The organism is Paraburkholderia sp. J76 (genome assembly GCF_905220295.1).
Lineage (GTDB): Bacteria > Pseudomonadota > Gammaproteobacteria > Burkholderiales > Burkholderiaceae > Paraburkholderia.
Genome location: NZ_CAJMZJ010000002.1, coordinates 1 through 12,308, shown reverse-complemented (window position 1 = coordinate 12,308; position 12,308 = coordinate 1). Strand labels below are relative to the sequence as shown.

The following is a 12,308-nucleotide window of genomic DNA, read 5'->3' as shown; positions in this document are numbered from 1 at the left end:
AACTAGTCCTTTGCGTGAGAGGGGGCCAACGGACGAAGCCTGAGTTGCGCCCCGTCGGCCGTCGCCGGGCGCGCGTGCAGCCAGGTCGTATAGCCGAGGCGCTGCCTACGGCCCAGTGCAAGAAACGGCACCTGCGCGCGCTGCAATTGCAGGTTCACGTCCCATTCGAGCGGATCGCGAACGTACAGACGAATCCAGTCCGCGAGCCGCGCGAGGCTTGCGCCGCCCGGCAGGAAACGCTCGTAATCGCGCAGTGAAAGCGGCCCAAGAACGACGCGGAATTTATGCTGCCGATCGAACACCCGGGCGCCGAGCATCGTGCCGATACCCAAGCGGGCGTCTTCATCGCGCGAGCCGAGCCGCGTGAGCGAAGATTCAGGCAGCTTCATCCAGTGCCCGACGTTTTGCAGGACTTCCACGGGCAAGCCGAAAAAGCGCGACAGCACGATGCGCAGGCCCGCTGCATGGCGCGTGGGTCCCGCGAGCAGTCCCGCGAAATGCAGCTTGGCGAAATCGGGCACGGTGTCCCGGTTTCGCAATGCGCCTTCGTTGAGCCCGAACACGGTGCCCACATAAGCGGAAAACCGGTCGTCGTCGCCGCGATCGAGGCTCACCACCGGTTGCGCCGTGGCCCACGCACGATAGAACAGCGAAACCATGCGGTGATGAAATACGTCGAGAAAACGCGCGAACGTGGGGTCGCCCGCGTTACGCGCGCGGTGACGCACGTATTCGGTCAGATGGGTTGGCATCGGACCATTCGGGCCGAGCAATCCGAAGAAGTTCACGGCGAGCTTCGGCGGGGCATCCTGCTTGACGGCAAAATGGCGTAGCGTGGTTGGAAAAAAGACTAATTCGGGTTCCTGACCGAATCGCAACGCGTCGTCGCGCGGACGCAGCGACGCCCCCACGCGCGGCAATCCGCGATGCGCGCATTCCACCAGCCGCACGGCCTGAAAGAAGTCGAAGCGGTTCGCATTGGCAGAGAAACGCTCGAATAGCATCACAGCGTCCCGCATTGCCCGCTCGCCGGCGCCCAGCGCATGATTTCGCCGCGTGTGGTGGAAGACACACAGGTTTCGGTAAACGAATTCATCGACACGTATTGCTCAAAAAAACGCGCGAGCACCGCGCCAAACAGAAATGCGCTCGCCCCTTCGAAGCCCGTCTCGTCGATCAGGAGATCGAGCGCCAGACCACGCCCGAACACGATTGGCCCACGCGAAGGCAGGCGTCGCGTGACCGCGCGCGAACGAATGGAGCGCAAGCCTTCGATCTGCCGCATGGCCGCGCCGTCGCCTTCGGGCGCGTAGAGCGTGAGCAGGTCGCGCATGGCGCACGCACCTGCCCCATTTGCATCGTCTACGAGCGACGCATAGTTGAGCGACAGGTGGCTCAAAAGCCGCCACGCGGTTTCCCCTTGCGCATAGGAAGGCAACGGACGGCTCGGCCCGGCGACACAGCGCACGCCCGAAAGCGGTGCCTCCAGTTCCAGCGTAAAGTCGGTCTCGCCGCGGCCGAGCGGCAGCGTCAGCGCAAGATCGCGGTTGGAGCACAGCACGCTCACGCCCAGTTGATGCAGATCGCCGGGATATGGCGCTTCGCGCGTGTCCACCAGTGCGATCCAGGTTTCGCTGCCCGCATACGACGACCGTGCGCCGCGCTCCGGCTCGCGGGCGGACGGCAGCCTTTTTTCGCGCCGCACCTGATAAAACGCGGCATCGGCGTCGCCTGCGCCAATATCGTTCATCCGGTAGAAGGGCTGAAACTCGATTGGCGCGCTGCCGCCCGAACGATAGCCCGTCACGCTCTGCACCCGATACACTTCGAAGTCGCGCGGACGTGTGCGATCCACCACGACGTGATGCTCGAACTGCTCGCCCGTCACGGCGATACGATCGGCGCGGCGCGCAAAGAGATTGATCGCCGGGGTGCAATGCAGCGCGAAATTCTCATGGTCGATGCGTTGTTCGAGTGCGGTGTCGCCCTTCGAAAGCAGTATGACAAGCTCGATTTCGTTGCTGTTACAACGAGCGAAATGCGGGCGCAACCCATCGATTCCAAAGAACATGAATCGCTGAGAAAACGCGAAGTACTCCTGAAGCAGCCGATAGCCGGGAAACGATTGCCCGCTTACGGGCAGCAGCGCTTCTTCGTCGGAAAAGCCGAGCGGGCGCAGCGAGGAAGGCGGCAGCACGCCACCGGGCGTCGCAATGCCGAGCGTCGAGCCGATCAGCAACTCGTGAAGCTTCGCCGCCACGCCGTCGCTGCCGCGCACGTAAATCGGCAGATGGTCGATCGCGATATCGCCGATGGTGCGCTCGCCGAGCGCGCGCAGTTTGAGGCGTAACCCTGCTTTCACGCCGCGCGGCGTCGCGGCGGCGCCCGTATGCGTAAAGAGCCGCGCCTCCACCAGTTCAAGCGGCGACAACGTGAGCGCGTGCGCCGTGCGAAATTCACAGCGTGTGGCGCCCTCGCCGTCGAAGCGTCCCTGCAGCGCCGTGCCGCGCGGCACCGCCACGCCATCGGCGAGCGCGGGGTGAGCGGGATCGGGCTGAAGTTGCACGACTGTCATCGCAGGCGTCGGCGCGAGATAGTGCGGATACACCAGTTCGGCGAGATGCTGCGTAAAACGCGGGAATTCCGCCTCGATTTTCATCTGCACGCGCGCGGCGAGAAAGCCGAAACCTTCAAGCAAGCGTTCCACATAGGGATCGGCGCATTCGAATCCTTCGAGCCCGAGGCGCCCCGCTATTTTCGGAAATGCTTTAGCGAACTCGTCGCCCATCTCGCGAACGTGCTGCAATTCGCGGCTGTAATACTGGAGAAAATCGGGGTTCATCTTGGCGCACTTTCCTCGTACACGTTTGCCTTGCCGGCTTCCAGATCGAGTTCCGTTCGCAAATAGAGCCGCTCGGGAACCGGATGCGCATGCAAATCGCCCTCGACGATAAACGCCAGCGCGTTGTGTGCGATAGCCGCGCCATCGGACTGGATGGCGCGCACGCGCAAGGTGCCGCGCACGATGCGCGGTTCGAACGCGCCGATGGCCTCGGCAATCAGCCGTTCGATCCGCGTGACTTCCACATCCGACGCGCTCCTGCCCGCAAGGTCCGCGAAGCCGAAGTTCAGCACCGAGGCCGCCACCCACGGATCGCGCGCGATCTCCTGCGCCGAAGCGATGCCTCGCGCATTGAGGAGCCAGCCGATATCGCGCATGACGCTCAAGCGTTGCGCGCGCGTCGAACTGGCGCGCTGCTCGCGGACTTCGCTCGTTGCTTCAGGCGCGTGATCTGTCAACCGCTCCAGCAGCGAGGGCTGCACGCGTTCGGCGTTTTTCGTGCGCATGATCCGCTTACGCCGGCGCGCCCGCCGGAATATTCCACTTGCACTCGACCACCCCGCCAAGCGCCGATCCGGTATTCGGATCCTGCTGCTGATAGGTCACGTGGAACTTCTCGAAGTTGAGCGTGACCGTTTCGGTGAAGCGGTCTTCGCCGTCCGACCCGCCAGTCGAATAGTTCGTGACGAGCACCTTTTCCAGATCGATCGTGTAGTACTCCAATGGTTTGGTGCCCCCCGCCTTGCGCACGGTAAGTTTGCCGGTGGGAAAGTGCTTGCCCGTCACGCAGGCGGTCATGATGGCCGGCGTTGCATGATCCGTGTACTTGGTGACCGAAAGATCGTGCACGTCGACCTTGCCGCCGCCACCGCCCGTTCCGAGGTGCATCGTGCCCGACTGTTCCATGCTCCAGCTCCACGAAAGCACGTCGATTTCGTCCTTGTGCGTCGAATCCAGCGACTCGCCCGTGACCGTACCCAGCTTCAGAAATATATCGACTGCCATTTGGATTCCTTATTGATCGAATTGGTGCAAATTTAACTGGCGGGTCGAATTCAGGCGGCTTTTGCAGACGGCAGCCGCGAAACGAGCCGCAAAGAAACCGTTAGGCCTTCGAGCTGATAGTGCGGACGCAGATAGAACTTCGACGTGTAATAGCCCGGATTGCCCGCCACTTCCTCGACCACGACTTCCGCCGCCGCGAGCGGCCGGCGCGACTTGGTCTCCTCCGACGAATTGGCGGGATCGCCGTCCACGTACTGGAGAATCCAGTCCTGCAGCCAGCGCTGCATGTCGTCCTTCTCCTTGAAACTTCCCAGCTTGTCGCGCGCGATGCACTTGAGGTAGTGCGCAAAGCGGCTGCAGGCGAACAGATAAGGCAGGCGCGCGGCCAGGTTCGCGTTCGCCGTAGCGTCCGCGTCTTCGTACTCGATTGGCTTGTTGAGCGACTGCGCGCCGATAAAAGCCGCGACATCCGAGTTCTTTTTGTGCACGAGCGGCATGAAACCGTTCTTCGCCAGTTCGGCTTCACGGCGATCGCTAATAGCGATCTCCGTCGGGCACTTCATGTCGACGCCGCCGTCGTCGGTGGGAAACGCGTGGACCGGCAGATTCTCCACCACCCCGCCCGACTCGATGCCGCGAATGCGCGAGCACCATCCCCACGTCTTGAACGAACGGTTGATATTCACCGCCATCGCATAGGCCGCGTTGGCCCATGCATACTTCGATGCGTCCGCAGCCGCCGTGTCTTCCTCGAAATCGAATTCTTCTACGGGGCTCGTTTTCGCGCCATAGGGTGTGCGCGCGAGAAAGCGCGGCATGGCAAGACCGATATAGCGCGAGTCTTCGGATTCGCGCAGCGAGCGCCATGCCGCGTGCTCGGGCGTCTGGAAAATCTTCGTGAGATCGCGCGGATTCGCAAGTTCTTGCCACGAGTCCATCAGCATGACGGCAGGGTCCGCGCCCGCGATGAACGGCGCGTGCGCGGCCGCGGAAATCCTCGCCATCTGCGTGAGGAAATCGACGTCGGGACCGCTGTTGTCGAAGTAGTAATCGGCCACCAGTGCGCCGTAGGGCTCGCCGCCGAACTGACCGTACTCTTCTTCGTAAAGGCGCTTGAAAAGCGGGCTTTGATCCCATGCCACGCCCTTGTATTTGCGCAGCGACCGGTGCAGGTCGACCTTCGAAATATTCATCACGCGCAGTTTCAGACTCTCGTCGCTCTCGGTGTTGGTGACGAGGTAATGGAGCCCGCGCCACGCGCTTTCGAGCTGCTGAAAGGGCTCGGCGTGCAGGATGACGTTGATCTGCGCGCTCAGCTTTTCGTCGATGCGCGCGATCAACGCTTCGATGGTGGCGAGCGCGTCGTCGGAGACACGGTGCGTATCGAGCAGCGCTTGCTCGGCGAGCGTGCGTACTGCACCTTCCACCGCTTCGCGCGCTTTCTCCGTGCGCGGGCGGAATGCCTTCTGCAGGAGCGCCTGAAACTCGCCGGAAGCATCCGCCGCTTCGGCTTCGTGCGTTGCCGGTTGCGCGAGCGCGGCGGGGTCGAGTTGGGTATCTGCCATCAGGAGTCCTTTATTCGGAGGCGGCCGCGCCCACGGGCTTCGGCGCGGCGGCAAGCGCGTTCATCAGCGCGGGGTCGTCGAGCAGACGGGCGACGAGCTTTTCCGCGTCGGTCTTGCCGTCCATATAGGTCAACAGGTTCTGCAACTGACTGCGTGTTTCGAGCAGCCTCGCGAGCGGTTCGACGTTGCGCGCAATCGCGGCCGGCTCGAAGTCGTCCATGCTCGCGAAGGTTATGTCAACGCCGATCTTGCCTTCGCCGGTCAGTGTGTTGTCTACCTGCATCGCGACACGCGGCTTCATCGAGCGCAACCGTTCGTCGAAGTTGTCGATGTCGATCTCGAGAAACTTGCGCTCCGCAACAGGCGGCAGCGCTTCATGAGGTTGCCCCGAGAGATCGGACAGCACGCCCATCACGAAGGGCAGGCTGACCTTCTTTTCAGAACCGTACACCTCGACGTCGTACTCGATCTGCACACGCGGCGCGCGGTTGCGCGCAATGAACTTCTGACTGCTCTCCTTGGCCATTTGACCGTTCTCCTGGTTGAGTTTGCGTTGCCGTGCGGCTCGATCATTGCGCCGGCGTTTCGACGGCAGCCGCGCCGACTACCTGAGTCAGTTGCGCGAGCCCTTCTGGCGCAAGGTCCTTCAACAGATCGACAAAGGACTTGTCGACAAGACCGCGCGCCCGTTCGAGCAATAACGGCACCGGACTCGCGGGCTCGTGTTTCGCGTACCAGGCACAGATCCGGTTGAGCGCCGCGGCTACGTCGGCGCGGCTGCCTATCGCGCTGGTTGCGCTGGTTGCGTAGGGCGTTACATTGCCGTCGGCAGCGGCAGGTGTTGCGGCAGCGGCCCCGCCCACGGGTTCCTCCCGATGCACACCCACGTCTGTTTCGAGCAGCGACGATGCGCGCGCCAGCAATGCCTTTAATGCGGCGAAATCGAGCGATTGCGTTGCGCGTACACGCGAGGCGAGCGTCGCTTCGATTGCGCGCACGCCGTGATACGCGGCATCGAATGTTTTCTTCGCGCGCCGCGCCGCGTCAGGCGACATGGCGATCGACGCTTCGATCTGTGCGATGCTCATTACCTCGTGTCCCGCCGGTGCGACGGCTTCGCCATTCGCGTACGACCACTCGCGCAGCGTGACCGTGGAAAGGCCCTGCAGTAGCGGGGTGTCCATGAGGGCTGCGAGCACGCCCTCCGCCTCCGTCCACGCCGCAAGCGCGTTGATGCGCGCCGTGGCGTCGATCTCGTCGTCGCCTTCGCTGGCGTCGAGTTGCGGATGCACGTAGTCCCAATGGCGCTCCAGCAGCGCGGCGGTCAGGACGAGCCCGTCCGCGAGACCGGCGACGCCCTCGCGAACCCAGCGCGCTCGCGCCAGATGCATCAGCACGCGAAGATCGCGCGTGCGGGTCATCAACGCGCTGGCCAGCGCATCGGCAGCTTCCCAGTCGGGCGGCACCGCAGCCACGAGCGTAGCGCCGTACTCCGCTTCCGGCTGGCCGCGTACCGCCTCTTCGAGTTCGCGGAATTGCGCGTCATATTCAAGGTCTGGCCCGCAAGGCTGCGCATGGCTGAGGGGTTCGAGCCACGCCGCCCAGTCCTCACAGGCGATGAATTCGATGGTCATGGCAAGCCGGATAGTTTATTTCGCATTCCATATCAATTGATAATGAATGGCTTCAGCGAAACCGCCGTTCAATGGTTCTCCCTGGCCAAACGCGTCGCTCCAGTTCGATCCGCCCTTCCACAACAGCCCGGCGCGAGGAACTATTCCATTTGCCTGGCCGCTTTTCGCCTGGATGCGTGGAATAGCGGGAAACGCCAGGCTGTTATGGCTGCATCCGCGATTGCACTGAGGCCAGCCATGAAATCCCGCATGACGATATCGAATCTTTCCGTGCCACTGGAGCGCATCAAACCTGTTGGCGGGCGCTTTTCCACCACCGCCGCAGGTCATCAATTCGACCTGACGTTTCGCGTGGAGGTGAAGGCGCCCGTGCTCGGCCGCCTCGTCGCCAACGACATCGAATGCCCTCAACTCCAGTGGAATGAACGCATCGAATGGTTCAGATTCGACACCTCGAACCAGCAATGGGCGTTCGCAGGCGAAATCGCGAGAAACATGTACGCGCACAATCGGGACTCGCAAACCTTCTGGAACTGGCAAAGGTCGCGTTATATGATCGCGACCGACGTGACCAACCGTCCGCCCGCCGCACTCGCGGCGATGAAGAGCGAGGAAGACGCAAAGAAGTGGATTGCGCGTAACGGCTTTAGCTGGAATCTCCACATTCGGGACAAGCCTCGAATGGGCATTCTTGCCGGAACTGGCGGCGGGGGCGGCCTGAGCCTCGTCACCGGAGATACGCGCGCCGTGTCGTCTATTTCGATCTTGGCTTCGAAGGCCAACGCGAGCGAGCGCGGCTCGTGCAGATCCTGGAAACGCAGCAGGGGCGGCTCACGATTCATCACCTCATTCGCGGCGACATCGAGAAAGAGACCATGAATGAACACTCGAATCTCGAACGTTGGCGTTTTCAGCTACGTACGAGCCATCGCTGATTTGTATCCCAATGTGTACGGGGCCGCTTTTGATACGCAAGATTGCACAGGCCGCTTCTCTGGACACATGCGCGATACGTCACGCGGTTCTAATGCATTCCACGCCAATTCTTCAACGTGTTCAAACGGATACCGCTCATGAGCCAGGAAAAAAAAGTGCTGTACACCGGCAAAACTCACACCACCGGCGGCCGCGACGGCGCCGCACGTAGCGCCGACGGCCGTCTGGACGTGAAACTCTCAGCGCCCGGCTCGGCCGCGCCCGGCACCAATCCCGAGCAGATGCTGGCCGCCGGCTGGTCGGCGTGCTTCATTGGCGCAATGGGTCTCGCCGCGCAGAAGATGAAAGTGGCGCTGCCGCCCGACACGGCGGTGGACGCAGAGATCGATCTGGCCGTAGCCGACAGCGCCTATTCGCTGCAGGCGCGCCTGAACGTGAGCGTGCCGGGCGTCGAAGCCGAACTCGCACAGGCGCTTGTGGACGCGGCGCATCAGACCTGCCCCTACTCGAAGGCCACGCGCGGCAACATCGACGTCGTCGTCACGGTCGTTTGACGAAACAGCTTTATCCAATCCCTATGTCAAGAGGTGCATCATGACCCTTCGCAACAAGGCGCTCACGGGCGTATTCGCCGTGCTGCTTTCTTCCTCCGCTCTCGCGCAAACCGCGGCGTCCGCCCCGGCGGCTTCAACCAAGGACCAAGTCCGCGCGCAAATGAAGGCTGACAAGGCCGCGAACAAGGCTTTCTCCAAAACCGTTTGGCAGGCCGTCTACAAGACGAAGGGTCTCGAAGACACGGATATCGCCGTGTTTTCCGAAGCGCGTACGGGCAAGGTCATTCTCGCGGGAATGATCATGGACGCCTCGCAGGAGCAGATCGCGCAGGACGCCGCGGCGAAGGTGCCGGGCGTTCAGTCGGTCACCAGCAAGCTGACCGTGTACGAAGCCCACTGATATTGCGTACTGACTTGTGTGTTTGCGCACGCGCCGGCATCTGTCGAATTTTCATTTCCCGGCGCGTGCGTCGGCTTCGGCCTGATTTTCTGAACGTTTGTCTCCGGTACGGATATAAACGGAATACCAGCGTTCCCCCTCTCTTGTCATCCAGTGTCTGGGGGTTGCGTTTCCGTTCGCATCTCTATCGTTCGTATACACTTCCAGCCACGCTTGCACGAATCCTGAAAGGTTCTTCCCGTGCGGACGAGATATCTCGTACACGCCGGCATTGGGATCGAAAAAGTACAGCGTCCCTCCCCGGCTTTTGTAAAACGCGACCGCGTGCCCCGGTCCTTCCGCCTGTTGCTTCAAGTCGAGCACAATCGCATTGCCCTTGGGTAAATCATGCCCGGCCATTGCGATCATCTCGTCGTGCGCGCGCTCAGAGAGGTATAGCCGGTTGGGGCGGCCTGTATGTTCATTTTTTCCTGAGTACACTACCTGGCGCGTTTTTTCGTCCGGCTTATAGGCGCCCCGCACGAGCTTGAGATCGCTCACCAGTTGATCAAAGGCTTTGTGCCGGTAATCCTTTTGTGTATGCGCGCCCTCCAGCATGGCCGTTTCATTGCGCGGACCGCTCTTCCTGCCGCGCGGTTCGTCCGGCTGCTTTCCCATTAATTTACCCAGCACAGAATGCGTAGGCGGAGAGATTCCGTTACGGATGCGGGAAAGCGGATTCAGGGAATTCGAAAACCGCCTGGTGGCCGGATTTAACAAGGGGCCGTCCGAACGACGCAGCCCGTTTGACGTGGTCAACTTTTCCTTCACCCAATTCAATACGACGCCCATGCATACCCCGTTCGACATCGTTTTCCCGTAATTCGCCTCGACTTGGCTATAAGATTCGCGCTGAACGAATTTATATTCCCGGTGGGCATACTTGTTCAGCGCACGGAAATCCCTTGTCATGTCGAGTCCTTTCGGGAGTTTGCCGACAGTAAGGCAGTATAAAACGAGGCAATGTGAAGCGACCTGTATTCGATAACAGGTCACTACCGGGAATTATTCCGTGCGGGCACGCGCGGCGGTGCGTTCCGGGCGACGCTTTAACGGCCAGCCGTATTCGGCTGCCTGCCAGGCGAGCAGCCCGGGCAAATAGAACAACAGATCGCGTACGCGCCTTGCGCCCGCGAGCGCCAGGCATGTGGGGGCGTCGAACCCGAGCACGCCGCCTATCACGACGAAACCGCCCTCTTGCACGCCGAGGCCGGCCGGGACGAGAAACGCGATGCTGCTCAACATCTGGATCAGCGCTTCGATCACGAACGCCTGCATGAAGGTCGCATCCGTGCCCAGCACGCGCAGCGCGATCCAGATTTCAAGCGCGTAGCCGAGGCATTGAAGCGTCTGCCAGATGAGCACATAGCGCACGACCACACCGGTCTGCCGCCAGATCAGTTTGAGGGATAGGTCGACGCGCGCGGACTTGCCCACGAGATCCACGACCTTGCCGCTCGTGACGCGGTTGAGCGTGCGCGCCGCCCGTTCGAACGGCCGCGCGTGCTGCACGAGCGCGAACAGCACGAGCAGCGGTATGAAGCCTGCAAGGCCCCATGCGAGGCGGCCAACGAATCGCGCGGTATCGGAAGACGAATGTTCGAGCAGGTAGCCCGCGGCGACCAGCGCAAAGAGAACCTGGCTGATCAGCGTAAGTTGCATATCGGCGACGAGGCTCGCGACCGCCACGGGCGGCCGCACGCCCGCACGGCCCAGCAGGCGGAACGAAACGAGTTCCCCGCCCACGCGCGCAACGGGCAGCAAGCCGTTGATCGACTCGCGAATCCATACGATTTTGAGCATTACCGCAAACGACGGACGCTGCGCCGCTCGAATGAGCGTGCGCCAGTCCCAGGCGTTCGCGCACATCGGGAAGATATGCACAGCGGCCGCCAGCACGAGGCCCATGCCCGCGCCGCGCAACAGTTGCAGCACCGTCGCGGGATGCTCGCGCCATACGAGCCATACGGCAATCGCAAGACCGATCAGGGCTGCGATACGTCCCATGTGCTTCATCTGCGGGTGCTCGCTTGTGGATGCTCCCGTCTCATTGTCTCCCCCATCTACTATGACGCTCAGGTCTCGTGGACTGGCGAAAGCATGCCGTTCCTGTCGACGCGAAAGCGCGTGCCGCGCCAAACGACGCCAGACGAGCAAAAGCTCGCAATATAGATCGTGAACTGGACCATTTCCCAAAGGGGTAAGCATAACAGTCCGCTGGACCGCTCGCCGGTCGCACGATCGATGCGGCAGATCAGCCACGCGCGCGTGCACAGCGCCACCGCGGCCAGAACCCATGCGGGCGCGGCTCCCGTGGACAATGCCGCGGTAAGCATGGCGAGCGCGAACGGATGCATCAGTATTGCGCCCAGATGCCCCGCGCGGTCGGCGGCGCGTACGGTGCGGCTCCAGCGCAATTCATGCACAAAGAGTTGAGCGAACGTGTTCTCCACGCATGCGTGCCGCACAAGAATGGGCGGAATGGACACTTGCGCCCCGGCGCGGCGCACGGCTTCACCAATCGCATGATCCTCGGCGAGGTGATGGGCGAATTGCGCGAGACCGCCAATGCGTTCGAGCATTTCGCGCGTCATCGCGATGGACTGTCCGAAGCAAGGCCTCGCGCGCCCGATTGCGAGCCCCGTAATCACACCGGGCAGGAAATGGTAGTTGGTCAATGCCGACGCCACGCGAGGCCAGAAACCAGGCGCGCACAGGCCGCGATACACCACGGTCACGAGGCCGACGCCCGGCTGCTGCAGCGCCCCGACTACCTGGCGCAAATAGTTCGGGTCGACGAACACGTCGCTATCGGCAAAGCACAGCACGTCGTGCTCGGCCTGTTCGAGCATGTTCACGAGATTGGCGACCTTGCGATTGGGACCGTACAGACGCAGATCGGCGACCACCGTGATGTGTGCATCGGGATAACGCACGCGTAGCCGCTCGATGGCGCGGAGGGCTTCATCGCGCGCATCGTGAACACCGAAGAGATACTGGACTTGTGCGGGATAGTCCTGCTCGAAAAAGCTGGCGAGGTGTTCTTCCAGATGCCATTCGTCGCCGTGCAACGGCTTGATTAGCGTAATTGCCGGAAAGTGCAATGGCGTTGCCACCTCACGCGCGAAGAAACGGCCAACCAACGCGCTGGCTGCACAGGTATAGATAATGCCGATCACGGCGCAAAGACCGGTTAGCACTGCTAGCGAATCGAAAAGCAGGGGCAAGAATCCAGGCCATTCGGCGCGCATGACTTCGATTGCCGCCGAAGCGACGGCAAGTGCCGTCACGGCCATCGCAACGATGGCGCCCGTTCGCCCCGTCGCGTGGCCG

At 62.1% G+C, this 12,308-nt stretch carries 13 protein-coding genes; 3 read left to right on the top strand and 10 right to left on the bottom strand.

Annotated elements, in window-relative coordinates; all coding sequences use genetic code 11:
- Positions 1 to 2 precede the first annotated feature (2 nt).
- From tssG to tssA, 7 genes are read right to left on the bottom strand one after another with little or no spacing between them, the layout of a single operon-like run.
- Positions 3 to 1,019: a type VI secretion system baseplate subunit TssG gene (gene tssG / locus U5768_RS03550; RefSeq protein ID WP_322029016.1), complete on the bottom strand. Its 1,017-nt coding sequence runs from the start codon at positions 1,017 to 1,019 to the stop codon at positions 3 to 5.
- Complete coding sequence (tssF, locus tag U5768_RS03545) at positions 1,004 to 2,842, bottom strand: type VI secretion system baseplate subunit TssF (RefSeq protein WP_322029015.1); 1,839 nt, start codon at positions 2,840 to 2,842, stop codon at positions 1,004 to 1,006. Before tssF ends, tssG begins: the two co-directional genes overlap by 16 nt.
- Positions 2,839 to 3,348 (bottom strand): type VI secretion system baseplate subunit TssE, encoded by a 510-nt coding sequence (tssE, locus tag U5768_RS03540; protein WP_322029014.1) that lies wholly within the window; start codon positions 3,346 to 3,348, stop codon positions 2,839 to 2,841. Before tssE ends, tssF begins: the two co-directional genes overlap by 4 nt.
- A gap of 7 nt (positions 3,349 to 3,355) precedes the next feature.
- Positions 3,356 to 3,847 (bottom strand): type VI secretion system tube protein Hcp, encoded by a 492-nt coding sequence (locus U5768_RS03535; protein WP_322029013.1) that lies wholly within the window; start codon positions 3,845 to 3,847, stop codon positions 3,356 to 3,358.
- A 50-nt stretch (positions 3,848 to 3,897) separates the two neighbouring features.
- A complete protein-coding gene (gene tssC, locus U5768_RS03530) occupies positions 3,898 to 5,412 on the bottom strand; it encodes a type VI secretion system contractile sheath large subunit (protein WP_322029012.1) in 1,515 nt (504 codons plus the stop codon).
- A gap of 10 nt (positions 5,413 to 5,422) precedes the next feature.
- Positions 5,423 to 5,938, bottom strand: coding sequence for a type VI secretion system contractile sheath small subunit (gene tssB / locus U5768_RS03525; RefSeq protein ID WP_322029011.1), 516 nt, complete (start codon positions 5,936 to 5,938; stop codon positions 5,423 to 5,425).
- A 43-nt stretch (positions 5,939 to 5,981) separates the two neighbouring features.
- The gene (tssA, locus tag U5768_RS03520) at positions 5,982 to 7,046 is read right to left on the bottom strand and encodes a type VI secretion system protein TssA (protein ID WP_322029010.1); all 1,065 of its coding nucleotides are present in this window, start codon (positions 7,044 to 7,046) and stop codon (positions 5,982 to 5,984) included.
- Positions 7,047 to 7,088: 42 nt separating this feature from the next.
- Between tssA and U5768_RS03515 the strand changes: the two genes are divergently transcribed.
- The 3 genes from U5768_RS03515 (at position 7,089) to U5768_RS03505 (ending at position 8,936) form a co-directional block, all read left to right on the top strand.
- Complete coding sequence (locus U5768_RS03515; RefSeq protein ID WP_322029009.1) at positions 7,089 to 7,925, top strand: hypothetical protein; 837 nt, start codon at positions 7,089 to 7,091, stop codon at positions 7,923 to 7,925.
- Between the two features lie 194 nt (positions 7,926 to 8,119).
- Positions 8,120 to 8,536 carry an organic hydroperoxide resistance protein gene (locus U5768_RS03510; protein ID WP_322029008.1) on the top strand — a complete coding sequence of 139 codons (417 nt, stop codon included), beginning with the start codon at positions 8,120 to 8,122 and terminating at the stop codon, positions 8,534 to 8,536.
- A gap of 40 nt (positions 8,537 to 8,576) precedes the next feature.
- On the top strand, positions 8,577 to 8,936 hold the full coding sequence (locus U5768_RS03505) for a BON domain-containing protein (protein WP_322029007.1): 360 nt from the start codon (positions 8,577 to 8,579) through the stop codon (positions 8,934 to 8,936).
- 51 nt (positions 8,937 to 8,987) lie between these two features.
- Here the strand turns inward: U5768_RS03505 and U5768_RS03500 are convergent, their stop codons facing one another.
- The 3 genes from U5768_RS03500 to hpnI all read right to left on the bottom strand — a co-directional run.
- Positions 8,988 to 9,887, bottom strand: a complete 900-nt coding sequence (locus tag U5768_RS03500; protein WP_322029006.1) for a YopT-type cysteine protease domain-containing protein — start codon at positions 9,885 to 9,887, stop codon at positions 8,988 to 8,990.
- A 93-nt stretch (positions 9,888 to 9,980) separates the two neighbouring features.
- Entirely contained in the window at positions 9,981 to 10,991 is a 1,011-nt protein-coding gene (locus U5768_RS03495; RefSeq protein ID WP_322029005.1) for a lysylphosphatidylglycerol synthase domain-containing protein, read from the bottom strand.
- A gap of 59 nt (positions 10,992 to 11,050) precedes the next feature.
- Positions 11,051 to 12,308, bottom strand: a 1,258-nt coding sequence (gene hpnI / locus U5768_RS03490) for a bacteriohopanetetrol glucosamine biosynthesis glycosyltransferase HpnI (RefSeq protein WP_415913844.1), incomplete at its 5' end; no start/stop codon positions are given.

Excerpts from the sequence above, each read along its gene's own strand:
- U5768_RS03495 (WP_322029005.1), bottom strand. The coding sequence starts at position 10,991 with ATGAAGCACATGGGACGTATCGCAGCCCTGATCGGTCTTGCGATTGCC.
- tssE (WP_322029014.1), bottom strand. The coding sequence starts at position 3,348 with ATGCGCACGAAAAACGCCGAACGCGTGCAGCCCTCGCTGCTGGAGCGG.
- tssA (WP_322029010.1), bottom strand. The coding sequence starts at position 7,046 with ATGACCATCGAATTCATCGCCTGTGAGGACTGGGCGGCGTGGCTCGAA.
- U5768_RS03500 (WP_322029006.1), bottom strand. The coding sequence starts at position 9,887 with ATGACAAGGGATTTCCGTGCGCTGAACAAGTATGCCCACCGGGAATAT.
- tssC (WP_322029012.1), bottom strand. The coding sequence starts at position 5,412 with ATGGCAGATACCCAACTCGACCCCGCCGCGCTCGCGCAACCGGCAACG.
- tssF (WP_322029015.1), bottom strand. The coding sequence starts at position 2,842 with ATGAACCCCGATTTTCTCCAGTATTACAGCCGCGAATTGCAGCACGTT.
- tssB (WP_322029011.1), bottom strand. The coding sequence starts at position 5,938 with ATGGCCAAGGAGAGCAGTCAGAAGTTCATTGCGCGCAACCGCGCGCCG.
- U5768_RS03515 (WP_322029009.1), top strand. The coding sequence starts at position 7,089 with ATGAATGGCTTCAGCGAAACCGCCGTTCAATGGTTCTCCCTGGCCAAA.
- U5768_RS03505 (WP_322029007.1), top strand. The coding sequence starts at position 8,577 with ATGACCCTTCGCAACAAGGCGCTCACGGGCGTATTCGCCGTGCTGCTT.
- U5768_RS03510 (WP_322029008.1), top strand. The coding sequence starts at position 8,120 with ATGAGCCAGGAAAAAAAAGTGCTGTACACCGGCAAAACTCACACCACC.
- U5768_RS03535 (WP_322029013.1), bottom strand. The coding sequence starts at position 3,847 with ATGGCAGTCGATATATTTCTGAAGCTGGGTACGGTCACGGGCGAGTCG.
- tssG (WP_322029016.1), bottom strand. The coding sequence starts at position 1,019 with ATGCGGGACGCTGTGATGCTATTCGAGCGTTTCTCTGCCAATGCGAAC.